Below are 24,411 nucleotides of genomic sequence, written 5' to 3'. Positions count from 1 at the left end.
CCATCCTCCCAAACCCGATGGCATAGCGAATCATCCCACAGCCCCAAACGGAAGCCTTTTTCCGCAGCCTGCTAGAGCCGATTGTTCGAAATCGGGACCGCGGCGCGAGTCCATTCTGGCGCAATCTGCTCTCGAGCGGACCGCACCAATTCGTGGTCATGCCCACGATTTGTTGACTCGACAGCCGAGTCACCGCCGACGTCGGATCACGATGTGAGTCCGACGTCGGGCGACCGGCTACAGCGCCGGCCCGGCGCGCAAAGAGGACCAGACGATGACCTCTTCCGGCTCGGGTCCGGCGCCCCTCCATGCCCGCCGGCTCTCCCCGGCGGGGCAAGCGCCCCGCGGCGGCCCGCGCGCGGCGGCCTACGTTCAAGCCCTGCGGCCCGGGTTCCTGCTGGCCTCCATCGCACCGGTCGTGGTCGGTACCGCCTGGGGGGCAGCCCAGACCGGCGCCTTCGATCCCCTGAGCGCCCTTCTGTTCCTGGTGGGCATGGTGCTGGGTCATTCCGCGGGCAACGTGCTGAATGACGTCTGCGACGACGCCTCCGGCAACGATCCCGTCAACGACGGCCGCATCACCCCGTTCACCGGCGGCTCACGGGTGATCCAGGACGCCCTGCTGACCCGTCGCCAGATGACCTGGTTCGTGGTCGCGTTGCTGGCCGGCTGCGCCCTCACCGGCGTCGGCCTGGTGGCGCTGCACGGCGGCCCGATCCTGGCCTTCGGCTTGGCCATGGGCACCCTGGTGCTCCTCTACCACATGCCGCCGCTGCGACTGAACCACCGCGGCCTTGGCGAGGCCCTGGTCGGCCTGATGTTCGGTGTGGCGCCGGTGACGGCGGCGGCGTGGCTCCAGGGCGGCCCCGTGGACGGGCCGACGCTGCTGGTGTCCGTGCCGGTCACCGCCTGGGTGGTCAACATTCTGATCGTCAACGAGATTCCGGACCGCGTAGCCGACCGCGCCGTGGGCAAGCTGACCCTCATCGGAGTCCTGGGCGTGCGCGGTGCCCTGGTCCTGCAAGTGGGGCTGGACATCCTGGCGCTGGTGGCGCTGGCCGTCCTGGTGGCGATGGGCGCATTGGCGGCCTGGGCCATGGTCGTACCGGTGTTGCTGACGGCGGGCATGACCCCGCTGCGGTTGCGCACTGACCCTGACAGCCGCGCCGCCATGCTGCGGACCATTCACGGCACCCTGGCCCTGCACGGGGTCGGCGCGCTGTCGATGACCGCCGGCCTGCTGTTCGCCTAGAGCCGATTTCGAACGCGATCCGCGCTAAGAGCGGGCGCCGACCCCCACCGCGCCACGCTCGGGCCGGCCCTTCAAACGGCCGCGCTCACCAGCACGCCGACGCCGAACAGGCCCAACACGACCCCCGACCCGCGGTTGAGCCAGCGCAGCCAGCGCGGCGTGAAATGCGTCCGCACCGAGGCCGCCGCCGCCGACAGCAGCCCCCACCACGCGGCCGAGCCCAGGAACACGCCCAGGATCAGCAGATTGGTGTCGAAAGACATCGGGTTGCGCATCTGCACCGCCGTGATCGACGCGAACACCGCCATGAAGGCCAGGATGGTGGCCGGATTGGTCAGGGTGATCAGGAACGTGGACACGAAATCCCGCACCAGGCCGGCGTGGGTGTCCGGCGGCGGCCACATTTCTGTGCGGGCGCGGAAGGTTTTCCACCCCAGATAGATCAGGAACAGCCCGCCGACCAAGCTCAACACCAGCCGGTGGTTGGTCAGGAAGTCGGTGATGAGCGTGAGGCCCCAGGCCGCGGCGGCCCCGTAGAGCGTGTCCGCGACCGCCGCACCCAGGCCGGCGACGAAGGCCGCCGCCCGCCCGTCCGCCAGCGCCCGCCGGATGCACAGCACCCCCACGGGCCCGACGGGCGCGGCGATGGCGAAACCAATGACGATGCCCTTGACGAGCGGAGACAGGTCCATGGGCCTTCTGGAGCGGTCGACGGGCGGGGGGCGGCGGAGGCAGGGCGCCCATCATCACCGCCTTGTCCGGCCGGCGCAAGCCATTGAGCCGGCGCGGTCCCACCCGGGCCGCAGGCGATCGGACCGCCCGGGAGAGAGCCCCGGGAGACCCCCGGGGGGACCGCCCTGCGGCGCTACACTTCCGCTTTCTTGCCGGCCTTCTTGCGCTCGTGCGGGTCCAGGATCTTCTTGCGCAGACGGATCGAGGAGGGGGTGACCTCCACCAGCTCATCGTCCTGGATGTAGGCCAGCGCGTCCTCCAGCGTCAGGCGCCGCGGCGGTGGCAGCAGGATGGCGTCGTCCTTGCCGGCGGCGCGCACGTTGCTCAGTTTCTTGGCCTTGAGCGGGTTGATCTCCAGGTCCTGGCCACGATTGTGCTCACCGAGGATCATGCCCTCGTAGACCGCCTCGCCGGGCGCGATGAACTGCGGGCCGCGGTCGAGCAGGTTGAACAGCGCATAGGCCACGGCCTCGCCGCTGGCGTTGCTGATCAGAACACCCTCGCGCCGGCCCTCAATCGGCCCCTTCCAGGGCGCATAGCCATGATACAGCCGGTTCATGATCCCGGTGCCGCGGGTGTCGGTCAGGAACTCGCCGTGGTAGCCGATCAGGCCGCGCGAGGGGGCGTGGAACACCACCCGGGTCTTGCCGCCGCCAGAGGGCCGCATCTCGACCAGGTCGGCCTTGCGGCCCGTCATCTTCTCGACGACGGTCCCGGCGTAGGCCTCGTCGACGTCGATCACCACTTCCTCGATGGGTTCCATCCGCTGCCCGGACTCGTCGGTCTGGAACAGCACCCGGGGGCGCGAGATCGCCAGCTCGAAGCCCTCGCGGCGCATGGTCTCGATCAGCACACCCAGTTGCAGCTCGCCGCGCCCGGCGACCTCGAAGGCGTCCTTCTCGGCGGTCTCGGTCACCTTGATGGCGACGTTGCCCTCGGCCTCACGCTCCAGGCGGGCGCCGATGACGCGGCTGGTCAGCTTGGTGCCTTCGCGCCCGGCCAGCGGGCCGTCGTTGACCGAGAACGTCATCGCCAGCGTCGGCGGGTCGATGGGCTGCGCCGGCAGCGCCTCGGTCACCTCGGGCGCGCAGAGGGTATCGGCGACCGTGGCTTCGGTCAGGCCGGCGATGGCGATGATGTCGCCGGCCTCGGCCTCCTCCACCGCCACCCGCTCCAGCCCGCGGAACGACAGCAGCTTGGAGGCGCGGCCCTGCTCGATCAGCGCGCCGTCGCGGGACAGCGCCTTGATCGGCTGGTTGAGGCGGATGCGCCCGGTCTCCACCCGGCCGGTGAGCACGCGGCCCAGGTAGGGGTCCGCCTCCAGCGTGGTCGCCAGCATCGAGAACGGCGCGTCCAGCACCCGATGGGGCGACGGCACGTGGCCCAGGATGAGGTTGAACAGCGGCTCCAGCGTCAGCCCCTCGGTGCCGGTCTCCACCACCTCGGGGTTGGTGGCCGCCCAGCCGTCGCGGCCGGACGCGTACAGGGTGGGGAAGTCGAGCTGGTCGTCATCGGCGTCGAGCGCCGCGAACAGGTCGAAAACCTCGTCGTGCACGCCGTGCGGGCGGGCGTCGGCCCGGTCCACCTTGTTGATGACGCAGATGGGCCGCAGGCCCTTCGCCAGCGCCTTGGACAGCACGAACTTGGTCTGCGGCAGCGGCCCCTCGGCCGCGTCCACCAGCAGCACGACTCCGTCGACCATGGACAGGATGCGCTCGACCTCGCCGCCGAAATCGGCGTGCCCGGGGGTGTCGACGATGTTGATGCGGACGTCATGCCAGGCCACGGAGGTGCACTTGGCCAGGATGGTGATGCCGCGCTCGCGCTCCAGGTCGTTGGAATCGAGCGCGCGTTCGGCCACCTTCTGGTGCTCGCGGAAGGTGCCGGACTGCTGAAGCATGGAATCGACCAGCGTGGTCTTGCCGTGGTCGACGTGGGCGATGATCGCGATGTTGCGCAGATCCATGGGGCTGCGGGGTCCTGTACGCCGGGGCTGTCGGGAAGTGCGCGAGGGCTTACACCAGATCCGGCCGGGCGTCACGGGATATGGCGCCGCGGCCGTGATCCAACGCCCCGTCCGAAGCGCGGACCTACCGGCCGAGAGCGCCCGCGCGGCCCCTTCAGACCGGCGGCATCAGGCGGTAATCCTTGAGACGCGCCATGATCGGCGTGTCGTATTCCGCCGGCACGGGGGCACGATCGAACAGCCAGTCCATGATGTGGGCGTCGGGCTCTTCCAGCAGGGTCTCGAACTGGTCCAGCTCGACCTCGGACATGCCGGCCACGAACTCCTCGGCGAAACCGCCCAGGATCAGGTCCGTCTCCTTCATGCCGCGCAGCTTGGCACGGTAGAGAATGCGCTTGCGTCGGTCATCCATGATCCGCTCCCGGTCGGGTCCGGCGGCAGCCGCCACCGGGAGTTATATGGGAACGTCCGGGCGCTGTCAGCCCACACGCCGCGGCCCGGCCTGCGGTTTCGCCCTCCCCTGTCACGCCGGGGCAGCGTAGAGTCCGGCGGCACGGGCCACGAAGCCCCGTCAGGCAACGGAACGGAAGGGGCGGTCATGGGCGACGAGACCTTGACCGAGGCGGTCGCGCAGGCCGTCGCCGACATCACCAATGTCGTCGGACACATCGAGCGCAACATCGCCGCCTACCATGCCATCCGCGACCGCCAGCGGGCGCGGGCGTTCCGGGACGGGCTCCAAGCCCTGCTGGTTGAGACCGTCGGCCTGCGTGGCCCCAACATCCGGGTGCGCGATACGATCTTCGACCTCGAGCGCAAAATCGCGGCCACCGGCGGCACGGACGCCGCCACCGAGCGGATCGCGGAAGCCGACCTGCGGGCCGTGCTGGCGCAGATCCTAGGCGTCCGGGACGTGCTGCACACCTTGGACAAGGACCTGATCGCGGTTGACTACCGCACCTATGAGAGGCTGGACGACGCCTTGCAGGGCCGCGCGACCATCGTCCGGGCCCTCCTGGACCCGGAGCAGCGGGGCCGGCTGTCCCCACAGAGACTGCGTGATCTCGGCCACCTCTACGCCCGCCTGATCGACGCGCTGGAGACCTGCAAGGCCCGCCTCGATGACCTCCTGCGGCAGACCGACCCGAACCCCGCGCGCGACTCCTGACCCGCCGATCCCCACCAACCGTCCCGACCGCCAGTCCGCCGTATGCGCCCCGAACTCCTGTATCCGCTGTTCCGCCCCATCGACTCCCTGAAAGGCGTCGGCCCACGCGTCGCGCCGCTGGTGCAGAAACTCGCCGGGCCGCACGTCGTCGACATACTGTGGTTGCTGCCGCACGGCGTGATCGACCGGCGCGATCGGCCGCGCGTGACCGAGGCCCTGCCCGGCCGGATCGCCACCCTGGTGCTGACCGTCGACGAACACCGGCCGCCACCGCCGGGCAGCCGCGCCCCCTACCGGGTCGCCGCGTCGGACGAGACCGGCACCCTCACCCTCGCCTTCTTCCGCGCCAACCGCGACTACCTGATGAAGCTGCTGCCGATCGGGGAACGGCGCGCGGTCAGCGGCCGCGTCGAGGTCTACAACGACCTGCCGCAGATGGTGCATCCGGACTACGTCGTGCCGGTGGCCGACCTGGCCGAGATCCAAACCGTCGAGCCGGTCTATCCCCTCACCCACGGCCTGACCGCGCGAACGGTGCAGAAGGTGGCCCGCGCCGCACTGGACGTGGGTCTGGCGGTGGCCGCCAAGGCCCCGGAATGGCACGACCCCGCGCTGATGGCGCGCCGGGGCTGGCCGGGCTGGGGCGCGGCGCTGGAGGCCGCGCACCACCCCCAGGACGAGGAGGCGGTCTCGCCCCAGGCGCCGGCCCGCCAACGGCTGGCCTACGACGAACTGCTGGCGACCCAACTGGCGTTGCTGATCGTGCGGGCCAAGATGCGGGGCCGCGCCGGGCGCGCCCGCGCCGGCGACGGATCGCTGCGGCGCGCGGCGCTGGCGGCCCTGCCCTTCACCCTGACCGGGGCCCAGCAACGGGCGATGGAAGAGATCGCCGCCGACATGGCCCGGCCCACCCGCATGCTGCGGTTGCTCCAGGGCGACGTCGGCAGCGGCAAGACGGTAGTGGCGTGGCTGGCCATGCTGATCGCCCTGGAGTGCGGCGGTCAGGCGGCCCTGATGGCCCCGACCGAGATCCTGGCGCGCCAGCACATGGAGACGCTGGCCCCACTGGCGCAGGCCGCGGGGATTCGCATCGCGCTCCTGACCGGGCGGGACAAGGGCCGGGCGCGCGACTCGACCGTCGAGGCGCTCGCCGCCGGGGAGATCCGCGTCATCGTCGGCACCCATGCGCTGTTCCAGTCCGACGTCGCCTTCCAGGACCTGGGCCTGGTGGTGATCGACGAGCAGCACCGCTTCGGCGTCGACCAGCGCCTGGGCCTGTCGGGCAAGGGCCCCGACGCCGACGTGCTGGTGATGACCGCCACCCCGATCCCGCGCACCCTCACCCTGACCCACTACGGCGACATGGACGTCTCGCGCCTGGACGAGAAACCCCCGGGCCGCCAGCCCATCGAGACCGTGCTGCTGTCGGCCCAGCGCCTGCCCGAGGTCAACGCCGCCATCCGCCGTGCCATCGGCGGCGGCGCCAAGGTGTACTGGGTCTGCCCGCTGGTGGAGGAGTCGGAAACCGCCGATCTGGCGGCCGCCGAAAGCCGCTACGAGGACCTGCGCGCGGTGTTCGGCGGCCGCGTCGGCCTGGTGCACGGCCGCATGAAACCCGCCGAGAAGGACAGCGTGATGGAGCGGTTCGCCGGCGAGGGGGTCGACGTCCTGGTCGCCACCACGGTCATCGAGGTGGGGGTGAACGTGCCCGCCGCGACGGTCATGGTGATCGAACATGCGGAACGATTCGGGCTGGCGCAGCTCCACCAGCTCCGCGGTCGCATCGGCCGCGGCGGCGCCAAGTCCACCTGCCTGCTGGTCTACCAGGGGCCGCTGGGGGAGGTGGCGCGCGAGCGCCTGCAGGTGATCCGCAACACCGAGGACGGGTTCGTCATCGCCGAGGAGGACCTGCGCCTGCGCGGCGCCGGCGAGGTGCTGGGCACGCGCCAGAGCGGCCTCCCCCAGTTCCGGCTGGCGGATCTGGAGGCCCATGCCGACCTGCTGGCGATGGCCAGCGACGACGCCAAGCTGATCCTGAACCGCGATCCCGACCTGGAGAGCGAGCGCGGCCGCGCCTTGCGCGTGCTGCTGTACCTGTTCGAGCGCGACGCCGCCGTCAGGACGGTGCAGTCGGGATGACGCGCCTCCGCCTCCGCTACACCCGCGCAACGTCCTTCTCGCGCCGCTCCACACCGGGAGCCGGGCGCGGGGTGGGCGACTCACCGTTGGACGCATCGTCCTCCTGCCGCCGCGTCGCGAGAGCGCGGACGTTCGACCGTCCGGACTCGTCCTCCGGCATCGTGTCCACCAGCGGCACCCGGCGCACTTCCTCCGGCCGGCGGTCGGGCGGTGTCACGATGCCGCCAGAGATGACCATCTTGATGCCCTCCTCCACCGACATGTCGAGCACGATCATGTCCTGACGCGGCACGAACAGCAGGAACCCCGACGTGGGGTTGGGCGTCGTCGGCAGGAAGACGTTGACACACTCCTGCGCCGTCAGGTTCTGCACCTCGCCCTCGGTCACCCCGGTGATGAAGGCGATCGCCCAGATGCCGCGACGCGGATACTCGACCAGCACCACCTGGCGAAAGGCCGTGGATTGCTGCGCCAGCACCGTCTCCAGAATCTGCTTCAGCGCCCCGTAGATGTTGCGGATCAGCGGCATCCGGTTGAGCAGCCGCTCGCCCAGCCGGAACAGGATGCGCCCGAACAGCCCGGTCGCGAAGGCGCCGATGCCGATCAGCAACAGCACCATCACCAGAAGCCCGAGACCGGGCACGCTGAACGGAAGGTGGTACTGCTCCGGGATCAGGGCGGCGACCCGCTGGTCGACGAACTCGATGAACTTCCAGGCGACGAAGAACGTGATGGCGGCCGGTGCCGTCACCAGGATCCCGGCGATGAAATGGTTGCGCAGCCGCGCGGTCAGCGACAGGCCGGGCCCGTTCGGCAGCGCGGCGCCGGGCGCCCGCTTCTGCTCCCGGCCGGGCGGGGTCTGGGACGGCGGAGCGGTCTTCTTCGACATGCTTCGGTTTCTTCGGTGAGAGGATGGGACGGCTGTGGACGGACCCCCGGGTCCGGGCCGGTGGATCCGGCCACACATTGGTCCGGCCACACATTAGTCCGGCCACACAGGGGCCGACCCGGCCCGAGCGGCCCTACATTTCACAGACTATATGGCGCAATTTTGGATGCCGACCAGGGGCATGAACGGTGCGGCGCAGCATGCATATAGGGCGGGCGTCAACCGGAAGCCATACAGACGCCGCCCCGGCGGTCATGCTACCTATATAAAGTATCATCCGCTGGCGTCCCGACGGCCCCACCCCCACGCCAAAGGGTGGACTCGGGGATCACGCTGCCGGCGCCCCAGAATGGCGCCCCAGAATGGGGAGGATGCCATGACTCGCTTCGTCCCGCCGTCCCCGCTCACCCGGCCCCGTCCAGGCCGACCCGTCACCGCGATACGCAGGACCGCGATACGCAAGACCGCGATACGCAGGGCGGGGCCTTCGGTCCCCGCGCGGACCCTTGGAGGGCTGCTGGTCGCGTCGGCGCTGCTCGGCGCAGCCATGCCGGCCCGGGCCGATGCCCTCGGATCGGCGTGCGTGGAGTCCGGCGACACCCTGCACATTGACGGGCGGCGCGCCTACGGCGCCTGCCGCGGCGGCATCCCGGTCCGCCTGTTCGGCATCACGGCCCCGGCGGTGTCGGCGGTCTGCCAGCATCAGGGCCAGACCTGGCCGTGCGGCCGCAAGGCCGCGTCCGTCCTGCTGCACCTGACACTCGACAGGACCGTCACCTGCCTGGGCGAGTCGGTCGACCCCGACGGATACCTGATCGCGGTCTGCAAGGCCGGCGGCCTCAACCTCAACGAGACCATGGTCCGGCTCGGGTTCGCCGTCTCCGCCGGCAGCCGCTATGCCCGCGCGGAAGGCGCCGCCCGCGCGGCCCACGCCGGGCTGTGGACGGGCACCTTCAAGCGCCCGGCCCGCTGAGACCGGCGCCGTCACGCCGAGGGCAATGGAGCTACTTTTCGTCCAGGGTGATGTAGCCGCGCTCGAAGGCATGCTGCAACGCCTCGAACCCGGCGCGCGCCTCCTCGAACATCGTGCGCCGGTTCTGCACCGCGGCCAGGCGGTCGGCGTCGGCGTGCTCCCAGTCCAGCGCCATGACGGATTCCAGATACCGGGCGCGCAGGCGGGCGATCGACACCGCCAGCTTGAAGAAGCTGGTGCGGTCCAGGTGCGGCAGCTTCTGGCCGATGATCTCCTGATTGGCCGCCCGCACCGCCATCTCGACTTCTTCCATGAAGCGACGATGGGCGATGAGGTGGGCGCGGTCGTCGTGGGCCCCGCTCATGGTGAGTCTCCGTGCGTTGACCGGACCCCAGCGGCCGGGGCCATGCGTCGGGGCATGGTGACGAAGGGACCGGTCGGGATCAACTGCGCCATTGGTGATATCGGACCGCCGCGCGGCCCCCGCGAAAGATCCGCCCGCAAGGCTGGCACAAGCGCCGTCCCCCCGCCGCGGATGGGCCGTGATACCGGAGACTCGGCCCCCGGCGCAGCAGGGACACCGCACTGCAAAAAACGCACACCATACCGGAGCCGGGCTTTCCTACATTGGAGGAGCAGCTACGAACGAGGCCGCCCGCCCGCTCCTTGTGCTGCCTGAAGTGTTCGACCATGCGCCAGAAGGGACATCCCCCCATGTCAGCCCCCCTGCATTCGACAGACGCCCCGCTTGCCCTGGAAATGGCGGCGCGGCGCGAACGCGACCGCTACCTCGCCCACCTGCTGCGCACCGCAGCCCGCGCGGTCTGGACCGCCCTGTTCGGCACCCGCCAGAGTGCCCAGGAGGCTGCCTCCTCGTTGCAGGATTGCTATGTGCGCGAGAACGGCCTGACCGCCATGCCGGACGCCGGCTCGCTCGCCGCCCGCCGCTCCAACGATCACCACGACCGCCACGGCGCCGCGGCCTGACCGCGCGCCGTCCGCCCGGCCGAGGGTGGAGCCGCACGCCCGGACCGGGTACCCTGCCGGCCCGTCCACAGGCAGGGTCCGGTCGTGTCCGAGCCGTTCGTCTCCGTCTCCGCCCCGATCGCCCCGCCGGGTCCGCAGGGCGAAGCATTGGCCCGCACCCTGTTCGCCGAGGGTGTGACACACCTCCAGGCGGCCCGCCTCGATGCCGCCGAAGCGGCGTTCATGCGGGTGGTGCGTCTGCTGCCGGCCCACCCGACGAGCTGGCTGAACCTGGGCCTGCTCCGCCACCGGCGCGGTGATGCGCGCGCCGGCCTGCGTGCGGTGCGGCGCGCGCTGACCCTGGATGCGGCCCGCACCCGCACCCCCGACCTTCCCCTGTCGCGCCTGTGCGCGGAGGCACACGCCGCCGCGCAGGCCACCGGCGACGCCGCCGCCACCCGTGCGATCGCGCGCACCTGGTGGCGCCTGTTGCCCGACGATCCGCGCGCCGCCGGGGCGGCAACGATGGCCGCCCTCGCGGCCGGCGACACGGCGGCGGCGCGCGCCGTCCTCGACGCGGCACCGCCGGCCGGCACCGACCCGACCCTGTGGCATGCCCGCGCCCTGCTGGCCCTGCGCGACGGCGCCCCCGCTCTGGCCGACCGTTCGATCCGCACCGCCCTCGCCCTCGCCCCGCCGTACGCGGACGCCTGGGTGACCCGCGCCACCCTGACGCTGCGCCACCGCGACGGCGAGGGCGCGGCACCGGCCCTGGATCGCGCGCTGCACCTGGTGCCGGGCCACCCCGGCGCGCTGCTGGCCCGCGCCAGCCTGGCGCTGTCCGAGGGCGCCGCCGACGCCGCGGCCGCCGCGGCGCTACGAGTGCCGGCCGCCGTGCGCCGTGACGTCGCCCACATCGGCGACCTGCTGTCGATCCTGCATCACGCGCCCGCCGTGGACCCGGCCGTGATCCGCGCCGAACGCGACGGCTGGGCCGCGCGCACCGGCCTGTGGCGGGCGGACCTGCCGGCCCCGCCCACGCCGCCGTTGCGCATCGCCTATGTCGGCGACATGACGCGCCCGCAGGTGGCCGCCCTCGCCCTGCCGGCCATCCTCGCCCACGACCGGCCCGACGCGCCCGGCGACATCGCGGCGCACGTCATCCATGCGGTGCCCCCCGACCGCCCGCCGGCCCCACCGCCGGACATCCTGAGCCATTCCCCCGCCCGCCTGCACACGGTTGCCGACCCGAGCCCCACCACGCTGCGGGCCCAGGTACGGGCGCTGGCGCCGCACGTCGTGGTGTTGGTCACGCCCACCACCCTGCCGCAGGCCCTGGCGGCCCTGGCCGAACGTCTGGCCCCGGTCCAGGTGATGTGGGGCGACGTGTTCGGCAGCATCGGCCTGCCCGGCCTCGACGCCCTGCTGACCGACGCCCACCACGTCCCGGATCCGGCGCGGCTGTCGGAGCCCGCGGTGTGCCTGCCGCACGGCGCCTATTTCTTCAGCCCGCCGGCCGATGCGCCGCACCCCGGCCCGCCGCCCTGCCACGAGCGGGGGCACATCACGTTCGGCGCCTTCAACCGCCTGGACAAGACCCATGACGGCCTGCTGGCCCGCTGGGGTCGCGTGCTGACCGCGGTGCCGGACGCGCGCCTGCTGATCCAGGCCCGGGCGTTCGACCGCGCCGCCGTACGCGAGTCGATGCGGCACCGCCTGACCCGGCTCGGCGTTCCGCTCGACCGCGTGTCCCTGGAGGGCGGCCGCGACCGCGCCGGCATGATGGACCTTTACCGGAGCGTCGACATCGCCCTGGACAGCGACCCCTGGTCCGGCGGGCTGACCGTGCTCGAACTGCTCTGGATGGGGATTCCCGTCGTGACCCTGGCGGGATATCACCCATGCGGTCGCCATGCGGTCTCGCACCTGACACGGGCCGGGCTGGCCGACTGGGTCGCCGACAGCCCCGATGCCTACGTCGCCCGCGCGGTTGCGGCGGCCGCCGATCCCGCCACCCTGGCCAGCGTGCGGGCGGCGCTGCGGCCGCGCCTGGCGGCGCTGCCGCTGTGCGACCCGGCCGCCTACGCCGCCCAACTGGAAGACGCCTATCGCGCGCTCTGGGCCGACCACGCTGCGGGGCGCCGCCCTGGATCGTCGGACTGCTGATCCGGGCCGGCCCATAGAGCGGAACGCCCGAATACGGACTCGCATGGTGATTTCGAATTCGGGCGATCGGCGCTAACGGGATCTCACGGGTCGGGCTGTCGGGTCACCGCGGCTTGGGAATCCAGAGCGTCTGGAAGCCGTCCAGCGTCTCGGTGCCGTCCAGCCACGGGTTGAGCGCCCGCACCATCGCCGCGGTGGTGCCCTCGCGGTCCGCGAATCCGGCCACCGTGTCGCCCGCCTGCGCCATCGCGCGCTGGATCGGGAAGTCGGCGGTGCCGCGCACCTCTCGGACCTCAAGCTGGGTCGCCCGGGCCTCGGCGAGATCCGCCTCCAGCACATCGACCCGATCGCTGAGGCGCTCTCCGATCCGCAGCGCGGCCTCCAGCTCCGACACCAGCGTCGCCCGCCGGGCCTCCAGCGCCGCGACCTGGTCTCGCAGAGCCTGCCGCTCCGTCGCCAGACGCGCAATGTGAGCGTCGCGGTCCGCCAGCGCCTGCCACGCCACCGCCGCCCCGGCCGCGAGGGTCAGGACGGCCAGGGTGGCGATCAGGATCGCGGCGCGGGAGGCAGGGGACGGCATCGGAGTCTTTCGAGCGGGGGACAGGGGGCGACGGCTCAGTTAAAGGTGCGGACGTCGCAGACCGACCCCATTTCGCGGATCTGACCGCACAGGCCGCGCGCCTCCTGCGCCGACGGGAACGGCCCAGCGTACAGCCGGTGATACGTCCCCTTGCCCGCCAGGTCTACCGGAACAACGCGCGGCGCCAGCGGCCCGAGCAGCCCCGGATAGGCACCCTTGAGGTTGGTCCACCCCTGGCGCGCGCCCTCGGCACTGCGGAAGGAGGCCAGCCGCACCCCGGCCCCGGTCCAGCCGGTCCCCGTCGCCGCCGCCGGGGCGGCCGCGCGGGCCGGAGCCGGGGCCGGCGTCGCGGTCGGCTGCGGGGCGGGGGTGGCGGCCGGCACGGCGGCGGGCGGCGGCACCGCGGCGGGAGGGCGGCGCGCGGCGGCCGGCGCCGGGCTGTCCCCGGTCGCGGGGGGTGGTAGCGGCTGGGCATCCGCCTGGCCGGCCGGAGCCGCCTCCGGGGGGGGCGCCTCGGGCACGCGCGCGGCGGTCACCGCCGCGGTGCGGACCGCGACGAGGGACCGTGCCTGTTCCTCCTGATCCGGGGTCGTCACCTCACGACGGACGAAATAGCCGACGGTGGGGGCGTGATAGGTGTTGAGCCGCAGCCCGTCCGAGCGCGCGCAAGCCACCTTGTGGGTGTTGAACGTCCCGGCCGGCACCGCCGTGCGGCTGGTGCCCACGACCCGGCAGTTCCACGCCAGGGCCTGCGGCGCGCGCCCCTCCATGGCCACGTGGACGACGAAGCTGGCCTCGTTGCCGACGGCCAGCGGCCACAGCGCGCCGGTCTGTTCCTTAACAGTGCGGGTGATGGTGCCGACGTCGGCGGCGGTCGAACTCAGGCTGGGCATCAGGGGGTCGCGCGGCGTCACCCGCCGACCACCCCGATCGCTGGTCCAGGTGACGCGATCGTCCGCCACGGCGCTGACGGTCCAGGTCTCGCGCGGATTGTCGAACACGTATTGATCGCCGACGGCATAGCTCGGCAGCGGTGCCGGCCCGATCGCCCCTGGGGGATCCACGATGGTTCCGGATGCGACGGCCCCGGACTCCGTCCCCGCGCCGCCGTCTGCGGCCATTTCGCAGGCACCGAGCGTCAGGCCGAGGCACACCGCCGCCCCGGCCCCCCGCCATCGGCGCCACCGCGACGGCCGCGCGTCACCCGCCCGCTGCACCTCGCTGGAGTGTCCCATCGGCGGTGTCCTCCTTCTCTTGCGGGGGGCTGGCGGGGCCTTTCAGGGCCTTGCGGGCACGCGCGCCCACAGGCTCGCCCCGGGCCGAACCGGTCCCCGATCCCTCGTCCCCCACGCAGGGAATCATCGGAATCGCAGCCAATCAAGAAGAAAAATCCAGGAACACAACCCGACCGATAATACAGCGCCCCGGACTCGGAACTGGGCCCGTCCGGCACCCGGCCCAGACCGCCACGGGCGCCGACAAGGTCACAGCGGGATGGCGATCTCCACGTCCTCCACGCCGGAGCGGCTGCCCGCCTCTCCGCGCACGGACACACACTCGCAGGCGGCCACCAGTACGGCCAGCCCGACGACGCCCGCCCGCAGCACGCGCCCGGCCGCCCGCGCCGGGGGCCGACCGCCACACGCCCGGTCGCGCCGCCGCCACCCGCTGTCCGGCTCAATCGAACAGGGCGTCGATATCATCCTGGCTGAGCCCCTTGTTCTTGAGCTGCGGGCCGTTCAGAAGCTGGCTCTCGTCTTCGGCCGCAGCCTCGATGTCATCGTCGGGCAGCGGCAGATCGAGGAAGGCATCGCGTCCCCAGTCCTCGACGATGGCCTTGATGCGCTCCTCGATGAACTCCAGGGTATGGACCACCTTGTTGATGCGCTGGCCGGTGATGTCCTGGAAATTGCAGGCCTCCATGATCCGGGCCACCTGCTCGCCCACGTCGTGCAGGTAGGGAGCCATCGCGTCCATGTCGCCGACTTCGGCCAGGATGGTCTGACAGTGGCTGCTGATAATCTCACCCGAGTCCAGGATGGCGTTGGTCGCCTCCTCGGTGGCCGCGACGATCTCGTCCAGCTCGCTTGCCGCCTTGGTCATGCGGTCGTCGTCGGGCTCGCGCAGCGGGTGCTTGATCTCGGCGATCTCGCGCTTGGCTGTCGCCAGACTGCGCACCATGCGGGCGATCTCGACGCGCAGGATCTGGGCCTCTTCCTCGCAACCGGGGAACGCCATCGCGCGCACCGGCGACGGCCGGGGTGGGGACGGCGCCTCGGCCGGAACCGACATCGGCGTGGCCATCTCGGCCAGAGTCTGGCGCAGTCCGCCCATCTCGGCCCGCATCGCCCGCACCTCGCCGATCAGGGTCGCCAGGTCGGCGGCGTTGGTGCCATCGGGCGGTCGGATCCGGTCGATCGGATCGCCCCCCGGTTCGGCCCCCGGTTCGGCCCCCGGTTCGGCCCCGGCGGCCGCGCGCCGCAGGTGCCGTTCGATGGAGAAGGTGCGCTTCTGCGCGGACCGTCTCGTCCTGACCGGCCCCTCGTCCATGATCCCGTTCCTTCTGTCCCTGGCAGCCCCCATCCGGTCCGCCGTCGAGTCGACCTGTTATACCGTGCGAAGATTGACGCGATCTTTACCGCTCGCACCGCCAGAGGCCGATTTCCTTGTTTCGCACCGCAGTGTAGCACCCGACCGTCGGCCCTGCGACCATCGCCTGTGTGGTGACCACCACACGCGAACGGCGCCGAACCCTGGCGGGTCCGGCGCCGCGCGGCAGCTCCGGACGGACACAGCGTGCGCGTCCGCCCGATCCGTGGTCCCCCGATCTACTCCACCAGTTCCGGGGTCTTGCCGTGGCCGCCACCGTTGGGCTCGCCGCCGTCGCCGGACGGACCCGACGAGCCCCCCTTGCGGCCGCCGCGGGCTTCGTCGATCTCGAACACCGGCTTGTTGTCCTCGATGTTGACGCGCACCACGCCACCCTTGGTGAGGCGACCGAACAGCAGTTCCTCGGCCAGCGGCTTCTTGATGCTCTCCTGGATGATGCGGCCCAGCGGGCGCGCGCCCATGAGCTTGTCGTAGCCCTTCTTGGCCAGCCACTGGCGCGCCTCGTCGGACAGTTCGACGGTCACATCGCGGTCGGCCAACTGGGCTTCGAGCTGCATGACGAACTTGTCGACGACCTTGGCGACCACCTCGCCGGACAGGCTGGCGAACGGGATGACCGCATCCAGCCGGTTGCGGAACTCCGGCGAGAACATGCGCTCGATCTCCTCGCGGTCCTCGCCCTGGCGATCGGTGCGGTTGAACCCGATGGCCGCCTTGGCGAGCTGCTGGGCGCCGGCATTGGTGGTCATGATGAGGATCGTGTTGCGGAAGTCGACGGTCTTGCCCGAATGGTCGGTCAGCTTGCCGTGGTCCATCACCTGCAACAGGATGTTGAACAGGTCCGGGTGGGCCTTCTCGATCTCGTCCAGCAGCAGCACGCTGTAGGGGTGCTGATCCACCGCGTCGGTCAGCAGCCCGCCCTGGTCGAAGCCGACGTAGCCCGGCGGCGCGCCGATCAGGCGCGAGACCGAATGGCGCTCCATGTACTCGCTCATGTCGAAGCGGACCAGCTCCACCCCCAGGGTGTGGGCGAGCTGGCGGGCAACCTCGGTCTTGCCGACGCCGGTCGGACCCGAGAACAGGTAGCAGCCGATCGGCTTCTCCGGCTCGCGCAGGCCGGCGCGGGCCAGCTTGATCGCGCTCGACAGGGCCTCGATGGCGCCTTCCTGGCCGAACACCATGGTCTTGAGGTCGCGCTCCAGGTTGGCGAGCGCGGCCTGATCGTCGCGCGAGACGGTCTTCGGCGGGATGCGGGCAATCTTGGCGATGATGTCCTCGATGTCCTTGACCGTCACGGTCTTGCGCCGCTTGCTCTCCGGCACCAGCATGCGGGCCGCGCCGACCTCGTCGATCACGTCGATGGCCTTGTCGGGCAGCTTGCGGTCGTTGATGTACTTCGAGGACAGCGTCACCGCGGCGCGCACCGCCTCGTTGGTGTAGCGCACCCGGTGATGTTCCTCGTAGTACGGCTTCAGGCCGGTGACGATCTTGATGGCGTCGTCCAGGCTGGGCTCGTTGACGTCGATCTTCTGGAACCGCCGCACCAGGGCCCGGTCCTTCTCGAAGTGATTGCGGAACTCCTTGTAGGTGGTCGACCCGATGCAGCGCAGGGCGCCGGCGGCCAGCGCCGGCTTGAGCAGGTTCGAAGCGTCCATGGACCCGCCCGACGTGGCCCCGGCCCCGATCACCGTATGGATCTCGTCGATGAACAGGATGGCGCCGTCGAACGCCTCCAGCTCCTTGATCACCGCCTTCAGGCGCTCCTCGAAGTCGCCCCGGTAGCGGGTGCCGGCCAGCAACGCGCCCATGTCGAGTGCGAAGATGGTGGCCTCCTTGAGCACCGCGGGCACCGCGTTGTCCACGATGCGCTTGGCCAGCCCCTCGGCGATCGCGGTCTTGCCGACGCCCGGATCGCCCACCAGCAGCGGATTGTTCTTCGTGCGACGGCACAGAATCTGAATGGTGCGCTCGACCTCCAGATCACGGCCGATCAACGGGTCGATTCGCCCCTCGGCCGCTTTCTTGTTGAGGTTCACGCAGTAGGTGTCCAGCGCCTCCTGGCCCTTTTTCACGACCTCTTCCTCCCGCGTGCCCTCGGTGGTGCCTTGCGGTGCGCGGGCCTCGGTCTTGTCCGGGGCCTTGGCGATGCCGTGCGAGATGTAGTTGACCGCGTCCAGGCGGGTCATGTCCTGCATCTGCAGGAAGTAGACGGCATGAGACTCCCGCTCGGCGAAAATGGCGACCAGGATGTTCGCGCCCGTGACCTGCTCGCGGCCGGAACTCTGGACATGGATGGCGGCCCGCTGCACCACGCGCTGGAACCCGGCCGTGGGCTTGGGGTCGCCGTCCAGACGGTCGACCACGAGGCCGTTGAGTTCGGTGTCGACAAACGCGGTCAACTGCTCGCGCAGGCGCTCCGTGCTGACGGAACACGCCTTCAGAACGGCCACGGCGTCCTGGTCGTCCACCAGAGACAGCAGCAGATGCTCAAGCGTTGCGTACTCATGGTTGCGTTCGGCCGCCAGCGCCAGCGCCCGGTGAAGGCTCATTTCCAGGTTGCGGGAGAGCATGGGCCGCTATTCCTTCTCAAGGGTGCATTGCAACGGGTGCTGGTTTCTACGCGCCAGGTCCATGACCTGGGTCACCTTGGTCTCGGCCACCTCGTAGGTGTACACACCGCAGATGCCCACGCCGCGTTGATGCACGTGAAGCATGATGCGGGTGGCTTCCTCGTGCGTCTTGCCGAAAAACCGCTCCAGGACCATCACGACGAACTCCATTGGCGTGTAGTCGTCGTTCAGCATCAGGACCTTGTACATGGCCGGTTTCTTGGTCTTCGGCCGCGTCTTGATGACGACCCCCGTATTCGGGCCGCCCCCGTCCTTGCCGTCGTCGCTGTCCGATCCATGCAATGGAACAGTCATGGGTTCGTCCTGCTCCTGATTTCCCTTGCCGTCACCGACGCCGGAAGGTCGCGCGGGACTCACAGCGCGCCCGAACCCCGGCCCAGGACCCCGGTCGTTCCACGCGACCGGTATTGTACGGTCTTGCAACGGACCCGATAAAGACCCATCACACCGCTGCGGCGCAAAAGCGCACAGACCCGCCGCCCGCTTCGATATGGGAGCCGCCCCGGAAGCCCGCAACCGGCCCCGGCCCTCTGCCGAGTCGCCGGTCCCGGACCCGATCCGCGGCGGATCCGCCTGGGCCGTCCGCCGGGCCGAGCTGGCCACCCCCGGCCTCACCGGCCATCGTCGATGGCCGTCGGTGGATGGCCGCTGGTCGATGGCCGCTGATCGCTGACCTCAGGCGGTCACCTTGCGTGCCAAGCGATCCAGACCGGCCACCAGGTCGGTTCCGGCGGGGCCGCCATTGCCCTCCATCCGGCGGCCGATGATCAGCCGCAGCGCCTCCACGTGCAAGCGGACGGCCTGCACCTGCGGGGCGGACGGCGGACCCTCGATGCGCTCCACCAGGCGGCACAGCCGATCCCCGACCACGGTCACCAAATCATAGCCGAAGCTGCCCCCCTGCCCCTTCATATCATGGGCGATGCGGAACAGGTCACCCTTGGCGGTCTCGATGTCGGGCGGCGCCGACTCGACCACGACCAGCGCCCGCGCCAGCCGCTCGACATCGTCGGCGGCCCAGGCGAGGTAGTCCGCGCGCAAGGCGGTGATGACGGCCTCCGCCCGCGCCAAGGCGGCGCCGTCGACGGCCGCCGTTCCCCCCTGAACCTTCTCGCGCAGGGTGGCCGGCGGGTCGATGAACGCCACCCCGTCATCGAAAGCTGGGGCATCGGACGACAGACCGTCGACAGCCGCGCCCCGGGCCGCAGGACCGCCGGCCGCGGCCGACCCATCCCCGCCTTCCGGGCGATCGCGAGTGCCCTGACCATCGGCCTGGCCCGCCATGCGTCTCTCCCGCCCCACTTCGCACTCCAGGGTCCCTGGCAGCCGCCACGCCGGGCATCGGTCCGCCCCGGCGGGACGCCCGCGCCATGACCCTCCTTTGTACCATCGCCGCCGGAGCCAAGGAACCGCCCCCACAGGACCCTGAACAGACCGCCCGCCCTGCGCTCCCGCCATGCGCTACGGCGGTGTCCGCCCCCCGGTGACCCGGCCCGTGCGCCGCCGTTCCGGCCCCGCCCAGGGCACCTGGCGACGGCGGCGGTTGGGACCGAAGTAGGTCGGGGTGCGCACGAAGGGGCGTGGACGCTCGATGATGGCCTGGATGCGGGCATAGAGCGAGCGCGCGGAGATCGGCTTGGCCAGGAACTCGTGCACGCCGGCATCGCGGGCCTCGACCACACTGGTCATGGCGGTCTCGCCGGTGAGCATGATGATCGGCACAAACGGATTGGGGCTGTCGGACCCGGTGCGCACGCGACGGACGAACGCGAGACCGTCCATGGGGGCCATGTGCCGGTCACAGACCACGATGTCGGCCGGAAAGTGCCGCATCTCGGTGAGGGCCGTCGCGCCGTCGCGGGCCTCCTGCACCTGGGTGGCGCCAAGGGCACCCAGGATCGTCTTGACCAGGGTCCGCATGTGGCCGCTGTCGTCGACGATCAGAAAGTTCAGGCGCTCCAGGGTGTACCCGCCCATGCTCCGTCCTTCGGCCGTCCGCTCCGCCGCCGCACCGGTCTCACCCTCGGTCCATCCCCGGCGGTGTCAAGCGAAATCCGATCGGGACGGCCTCAGGCCGCGGCACAGCCCATGGCGCGCGCCACCCGCGAGGCCGGGGACCGGCCCAGCGCCTGCGAAATCATCGCGCTGGCGTCCAGCAGGGCGGACATGTCCACGCCGGTGGCGATGCCCATGCCGTCCAGCATGTACAGCACATCCTCCGTGGCCACGTTGCCGCTGGCGCCCTTGGCGTAGGGACAGCCGCCGAGCCCGGCGACCGAACAGTCCACCACCGCCACGCCGCGCTCCATCACGGCCAGGATGTTCGCCAGCGCCTGGCCGTAGGTGTCGTGGAAATGGGCCGCCAGCCGCTCGCGCGGCACCCGCTCGGCCACCGCCTCCACCATCGCCTGGGCCGCCAGCGGGGTGCCGGCGCCGATGGTGTCGCCCAGGGAGATCTCGTAGCACCCCATGTCGACCAGCGCCCCGGCAACCCGCGCCACGGCCTCCGGAGCGATCCTGCCCTCGTAGGGGCAGCCCAGCACGCAGGAGACATAGCCGCGCACCCGCAGGCCCTTCTCTCGCGCCGCCGCGGTCACGTCCGCAAAGCGGGCCAGACCATCGTCGATCGAGCAGTTCGTGTTGCGCTGCGAGAAGCTTTCCGAGGCCGCCCCGAACACCGCGATCTCCTCGACCCCGGTCGCCGCCAGGGCCGCCTCCAGCCCTTTCATGTTGGGCACCAGCACCGGGTAGGACACGCCCGGCCGGCGCTGGATCGCGGCCAGCACGGCGGCGGTATCGGCCATCTGCGGTACCCACTTCGGCGACACGAAGCTGCCGGCCTCGATGACCGTCAGCCCGGCCGCCCCGAGCCGGTCGATTAACGCGACCTTGGTCGCCGTCGGCACCGTGCCGGGCTCGTTTTGCAGGCCGTCGCGCGGCCCGACCTCGACCAGCTTCACCGTTTGCGGCAGCATGCGGCCGTCCCTCCCTTCTGTCGCGAATGCCGGCTGCGCCGGGGCGCGATGGTCACGTCGGCGACATCACCGTGACCTCAAGCCGATCGACCAGCTCCCGGGCCTCGCGCAGGGTCTCGTCGATGGCGGCCAGGTGGGCCCCCGCGCGCGCCAGGGCCGCCTCGTCCACGGTGCCGTCGGACCGCTCCACCGGGTAGTCGATGAAGAAGTCGTAGACCAAATCGTTGCGCGCCCGCCGGGTCTCCTGGAGCAGGCGGCGGTGATGGTCGGTCAGCACCGCGTTGAGGCGGCGCGCGCTCTCCGAGACCGGCGCCGATCCGATCAGGGTCTCCACCGCGGCGTGGAAATCCGTCACGTCCTCTATGTTCTCCTCGACGCTGGCGGCGAGATAGCCCAGCCGGCGGGCCAGTTCCTGGCCGTCGCGCACGCGTCGGGCGTAGGACACCAGGATATCGGTCAGGGTGGGCGCACCAGCGGTCATCGGTCAGTCTCCCCGGGGCTCGAACTCCAGCAGCGCGGCGCCGTCCTCGACCTGATCGCCGGCCTGGAAGTGCAGCGCGGTCACCGTGCCGTCATCGGGCGCGACGATCGTGTGCTCCATCTTCATCGCCTCCAATACCACCAGCGGATCGCCCTTTTCCACCGCCTGACCGGCTTCGGTCAGCAGGCGGGTGACCTTGCCCGGCATCGGCGCCACCAGGCCGCCGCCGCCCTGGTCGCGCTCGGCGGCCCGCGAGGCCGGATCGTCCAGGGTCAGGCGATGCTGGCGGCCGCGATCCAGGATGATCAGATCAAGGCCCTGGCGCACCACGGTGACGCGGCGGCGGAACCCGTCCAGATCGCTGACGAGATTGCCGTCGGCGTCGATCTCCCCGCGCGCCAGCACCGAGCCACCGGGCAGGTCGAGCCGATAGCCCTCGGGGCGGTAGTGCACCGTCACCGCCCGGGTCTGGTCGCCGTCCAGGAACGCCATGCGCTGGTAATTGTCGTCGTTCAGGCGCCAGCCGTCGGTGTTGTGCCAGGGCGAATGGGGGTCGCCCGAGCGCGCCGCCGCCGCGGACGCCTCGGTCTGGCGGCGCAGCAGCACGTCCAGGGCCGCCAGCGCCAGCACGCCGTCGTCGGCCGGGACCGCCTCCGGGAACAGGTCGGACTCGAAGGTCTCGATGAAGCGGGTGCCCACCCGCTCCGCCGCGAAGGCGGGATGCGCCGCCACGCTGCCCAGGAACTCCAGATTGGTCGACACCCCGACCACCTGGTAGGCCTCCAGCGCCGCACGCAGCCGGCGCAGCGCCGCCGGACGGTCGGCGTCCCAGACGATCAGCTTGGCGATCATGGGGTCGTAGTGCATGGACACCCGGTCGCCCTCGCGCACCCCGGTGTCGACGCGCACGTGCGGCCCCTCCGCCGGCGGGCGCAGGTGGCGCAGCTTGCCGATGGAGGGCAGGAACCCGCCGGCCGGATCCTCGGCGTAGACCCGGGCCTCGATGGCATGCCCGGTCACCGCGAGATCCGCCTGCGCCACCGGCAGCGGGGCGCCGGCGGCGACGCGGAGCTGCCACTCCACCAGATCCTGGCCGGTGATCAATTCGGTCACCGGGTGCTCGACCTGAAGGCGGGTGTTCATCTCGATGAAGTAGAAGCGGCCGTCCTGGTAGAGGAACTCCACGGTGCCGGCGCCGACATAGCCGATCGCCTGGGCCGCCGCCACGCCGGCCGCGCCCATGGCGGCGCGGATGTCGTCAGGCAGGTCGGGTGCCGGCGCCTCTTCCAGCACCTTCTGGTGCCGGCGCTGGATCGAACAGTCGCGTTCGAACAGGTGCACGACGGTGCCGTGGGTGTCGCCGAACACCTGGATCTCCACGTGGCGCGGCGCATCCAGATACTTCTCGACCAGCAGGGTGTCGTCGCCGAAGGCGCTGGCGGCCTCGCTACGCGCGCCCTCGACCGCCGCGTCCAGCTCCCCCGGTGCGCGCACCACCCGCATGCCCTTGCCGCCGCCGCCGGCCGACGCCTTGACCAGCACAGGGTAGCCGATGTCGTCCGCGGCCGCCCGCAGCGCGGACAGCGACTGATCGGTCCCGTGGTAGCCGGGCACCAGCGGCACGCCGGCCCGCTCCATCAGGCGCTTGGACTCGGACTTGGAGCCCATGGCGTCGATGGCCTCGGGCGACGGCCCGATGAAGACGATCCCGGCTTCGGCACAGGCGCGGGCGAAGGCCGCGTTTTCCGACAGAAAGCCGTAGCCGGGGTGGATGGCCTCGGCCCCGGTGCGCCGGGCCGCCTCCAGGATGGCGTCGCCGCGCAGGTAGGACTCGCGCGCCGGCGGCGGCCCCAGCCGCCACGCCTCGTCGCACAGGTCGACATGCATGGCGGCGGCGTCGGCGTCGGAGTAGACCGCCACCGTCTTGATGCCGAGGCGGCGGCAGGTGCGGGCCACGCGACAGGCGATCTCGCCGCGGTTGGCAATCAGGACTTTGGTGAACATGCCCCGGCTACTCCTTGATCCATCCCGGCGTGCGCTTCTCCAGGAAGGCGCCCAGGCCCTCCTGACCCTCGGCCGACGCCCGAATCGTGGCGATGCGGCCGGCGGTCTCGTCCATCACGCCATCCGGGGCGCGGAAGGCGACGGCGCGGATCAGGTCCTTGACCGCCGCCTGCGCCTGCGGGCCGGCCTTGAGCAGGGCGGCGATCATCACCTCGGCCGCCCCCGTCAGTTCCTCGCGGCCCACCACCTCGTGCAGCAGGCCCAGGCGGTGCGCCTCCTCGGCGTCGAAGCGTTCGCCGGTGAGCATGTAGCGCCGCGCCGCGCGCGGCCCGATGGCGGCCAGGACGTAGGGGCTGATGACCGCCGGGATGATGCCGAGCTTGACCTCGGACAGGGCGAAGGTGGCGTCGGCGGTGCCGATGGCGATGTCGCAGGCCGCCACCAGCCCGACCCCGCCCCCGAAAGCGGCCCCCTGCACCAGCGCGATCACCGGCTTGGGGCAGCGGTCGATGGCCTCCAGCATGGTCGCCAGCGCCCGGGCGTCGGCCACGTTCTCGTCGCGCGTATAGCCCGCCATGCGGCGCATCCAGTTCAGATCGGCCCCGGCGGAGAAGCTCTTGCCCTCCGCCGCCAGCACGACCACGCGCACGGCGTCGTCCGCGCCCAGGTCGGTGAAGGTGCGGGTGAGGCGGTCGATCAGGGCGTCGTCGAAGGCGTTGTGCAGCGCCGGCCGGGTCAGGGTGACGGTGGCGACGCCGCGGCCGTCGCGAACGACGTCCAGCGTCTCGGAGGGCCGGGTCTCGGGGCTATCGGTCATCGGTCGGGGTCCTTTGAAAGGTCGGTCCAGCCGGCGCGGTCCTTGAGCCGCGTCCCGCCGCGC

23 protein-coding genes are annotated in these 24,411 nt (G+C 71.3%); 6 read left to right on the top strand and 17 right to left on the bottom strand.

Annotated elements, in window-relative coordinates; translation table 11 throughout:
• Positions 1-274: 274 nt before the first annotated feature.
• Positions 275-1,252, top strand: a complete 978-nt coding sequence (locus GGD88_RS12650) for a prenyltransferase (protein WP_184435977.1) — start codon at positions 275-277, stop codon at positions 1,250-1,252.
• 71 nt (positions 1,253-1,323) lie between these two features.
• Here the strand turns inward: GGD88_RS12650 and GGD88_RS12645 are convergent, their stop codons facing one another.
• The 3 genes from GGD88_RS12645 to GGD88_RS12635 form a co-directional block, all read right to left on the bottom strand.
• Positions 1,324-1,944, bottom strand: a complete 621-nt coding sequence (locus tag GGD88_RS12645; protein WP_184435975.1) for a LysE family translocator — start codon at positions 1,942-1,944, stop codon at positions 1,324-1,326.
• 173 nt (positions 1,945-2,117) lie between these two features.
• Positions 2,118-3,950 carry a translational GTPase TypA gene (gene typA / locus GGD88_RS12640; RefSeq protein ID WP_184435972.1) on the bottom strand — a complete coding sequence of 611 codons (1,833 nt, stop codon included), beginning with the start codon at positions 3,948-3,950 and terminating at the stop codon, positions 2,118-2,120.
• Between the two features lie 154 nt (positions 3,951-4,104).
• The gene (locus GGD88_RS12635) at positions 4,105-4,362 is read right to left on the bottom strand and encodes an FAD assembly factor SdhE (RefSeq protein ID WP_184435970.1); all 258 of its coding nucleotides are present in this window, start codon (positions 4,360-4,362) and stop codon (positions 4,105-4,107) included.
• Between the two features lie 186 nt (positions 4,363-4,548).
• On the opposite strand from GGD88_RS12635, the gene GGD88_RS12630 reads away from it, so the two are divergent.
• Positions 4,549-5,118 (top strand): hypothetical protein, encoded by a 570-nt coding sequence (locus tag GGD88_RS12630; protein WP_184435968.1) that lies wholly within the window; start codon positions 4,549-4,551, stop codon positions 5,116-5,118.
• Positions 5,119-5,160: 42 nt separating this feature from the next.
• Positions 5,161-7,257, top strand: a complete 2,097-nt coding sequence (gene recG / locus GGD88_RS12625) for an ATP-dependent DNA helicase RecG (protein WP_184435967.1) — start codon at positions 5,161-5,163, stop codon at positions 7,255-7,257.
• 16 nt (positions 7,258-7,273) lie between these two features.
• On the opposite strand, the gene GGD88_RS12620 is transcribed toward recG, so the two are convergent.
• A complete protein-coding gene (locus GGD88_RS12620; protein ID WP_184435966.1) occupies positions 7,274-8,146 on the bottom strand; it encodes a DUF502 domain-containing protein in 873 nt (290 codons plus the stop codon).
• A 583-nt stretch (positions 8,147-8,729) separates the two neighbouring features.
• Here GGD88_RS12620 and GGD88_RS12615 point away from each other — a divergent pair.
• Complete coding sequence (locus GGD88_RS12615; protein ID WP_184435965.1) at positions 8,730-9,119, top strand: thermonuclease family protein; 390 nt, start codon at positions 8,730-8,732, stop codon at positions 9,117-9,119.
• 31 nt (positions 9,120-9,150) lie between these two features.
• On the opposite strand, the gene GGD88_RS12610 is transcribed toward GGD88_RS12615, so the two are convergent.
• The gene (locus tag GGD88_RS12610) at positions 9,151-9,483 is read right to left on the bottom strand and encodes a hypothetical protein (RefSeq protein WP_184435964.1); all 333 of its coding nucleotides are present in this window, start codon (positions 9,481-9,483) and stop codon (positions 9,151-9,153) included.
• Positions 9,484-9,833: 350 nt separating this feature from the next.
• Here GGD88_RS12610 and GGD88_RS12605 point away from each other — a divergent pair, with 350 nt between their 5' ends.
• The gene (locus GGD88_RS12605; RefSeq protein ID WP_184435963.1) at positions 9,834-10,106 is read left to right on the top strand and encodes a hypothetical protein; all 273 of its coding nucleotides are present in this window, start codon (positions 9,834-9,836) and stop codon (positions 10,104-10,106) included.
• 84 nt (positions 10,107-10,190) lie between these two features.
• Positions 10,191-12,251, top strand: a complete 2,061-nt coding sequence (locus GGD88_RS19315; RefSeq protein WP_184435962.1) for an O-linked N-acetylglucosamine transferase family protein — start codon at positions 10,191-10,193, stop codon at positions 12,249-12,251.
• Between the two features lie 103 nt (positions 12,252-12,354).
• Here the strand turns inward: GGD88_RS19315 and GGD88_RS12595 are convergent, their stop codons facing one another.
• The 12 genes from GGD88_RS12595 to GGD88_RS12545 form a co-directional block, all read right to left on the bottom strand.
• Positions 12,355-12,831 carry a hypothetical protein gene (locus tag GGD88_RS12595; protein WP_184435961.1) on the bottom strand — a complete coding sequence of 159 codons (477 nt, stop codon included), beginning with the start codon at positions 12,829-12,831 and terminating at the stop codon, positions 12,355-12,357.
• Between the two features lie 35 nt (positions 12,832-12,866).
• Positions 12,867-14,066, bottom strand: coding sequence for an SPOR domain-containing protein (locus GGD88_RS12590; protein WP_184435960.1), 1,200 nt, complete (start codon positions 14,064-14,066; stop codon positions 12,867-12,869).
• A 249-nt stretch (positions 14,067-14,315) separates the two neighbouring features.
• Entirely contained in the window at positions 14,316-14,438 is a 123-nt protein-coding gene (locus GGD88_RS19180; RefSeq protein ID WP_281392932.1) for a hypothetical protein, read from the bottom strand.
• A 70-nt stretch (positions 14,439-14,508) separates the two neighbouring features.
• On the bottom strand, positions 14,509-15,381 hold the full coding sequence (locus GGD88_RS12585; protein ID WP_184435959.1) for a protein phosphatase CheZ: 873 nt from the start codon (positions 15,379-15,381) through the stop codon (positions 14,509-14,511).
• A gap of 278 nt (positions 15,382-15,659) precedes the next feature.
• The gene (clpA, locus tag GGD88_RS12580; RefSeq protein ID WP_184435957.1) at positions 15,660-18,011 is read right to left on the bottom strand and encodes an ATP-dependent Clp protease ATP-binding subunit ClpA; all 2,352 of its coding nucleotides are present in this window, start codon (positions 18,009-18,011) and stop codon (positions 15,660-15,662) included.
• A 6-nt stretch (positions 18,012-18,017) separates the two neighbouring features.
• Positions 18,018-18,365: an ATP-dependent Clp protease adapter ClpS gene (gene clpS, locus GGD88_RS12575; protein WP_184435955.1), complete on the bottom strand. Its 348-nt coding sequence runs from the start codon at positions 18,363-18,365 to the stop codon at positions 18,018-18,020.
• Between the two features lie 381 nt (positions 18,366-18,746).
• On the bottom strand, positions 18,747-19,355 hold the full coding sequence (locus GGD88_RS12570) for an Hpt domain-containing protein (RefSeq protein WP_184435953.1): 609 nt from the start codon (positions 19,353-19,355) through the stop codon (positions 18,747-18,749).
• Positions 19,356-19,532: 177 nt separating this feature from the next.
• A complete protein-coding gene (locus GGD88_RS12565; RefSeq protein ID WP_184435951.1) occupies positions 19,533-20,048 on the bottom strand; it encodes a response regulator in 516 nt (171 codons plus the stop codon).
• A gap of 92 nt (positions 20,049-20,140) precedes the next feature.
• Positions 20,141-21,046: a hydroxymethylglutaryl-CoA lyase gene (locus GGD88_RS12560; protein WP_184435949.1), complete on the bottom strand. Its 906-nt coding sequence runs from the start codon at positions 21,044-21,046 to the stop codon at positions 20,141-20,143.
• 52 nt (positions 21,047-21,098) lie between these two features.
• The gene (locus tag GGD88_RS12555) at positions 21,099-21,527 is read right to left on the bottom strand and encodes a hypothetical protein (protein ID WP_184435947.1); all 429 of its coding nucleotides are present in this window, start codon (positions 21,525-21,527) and stop codon (positions 21,099-21,101) included.
• A 3-nt stretch (positions 21,528-21,530) separates the two neighbouring features.
• Positions 21,531-23,531: an acetyl/propionyl/methylcrotonyl-CoA carboxylase subunit alpha gene (locus GGD88_RS12550; protein ID WP_184435945.1), complete on the bottom strand. Its 2,001-nt coding sequence runs from the start codon at positions 23,529-23,531 to the stop codon at positions 21,531-21,533.
• Positions 23,532-23,538: 7 nt separating this feature from the next.
• Positions 23,539-24,348 (bottom strand): enoyl-CoA hydratase/isomerase family protein, encoded by an 810-nt coding sequence (locus GGD88_RS12545; protein WP_184435943.1) that lies wholly within the window; start codon positions 24,346-24,348, stop codon positions 23,539-23,541.
• Between the last annotated feature and the right edge of the window lie 63 nt (positions 24,349-24,411).

The organism is Roseospira goensis (assembly GCF_014197795.1).
Lineage (GTDB): Bacteria > Pseudomonadota > Alphaproteobacteria > Rhodospirillales > Rhodospirillaceae > Rhodospira > Rhodospira goensis.
Note: the sequence above shows the minus strand (reverse complement) of the source record. Positions and strands in the feature narration are given on the sequence as shown.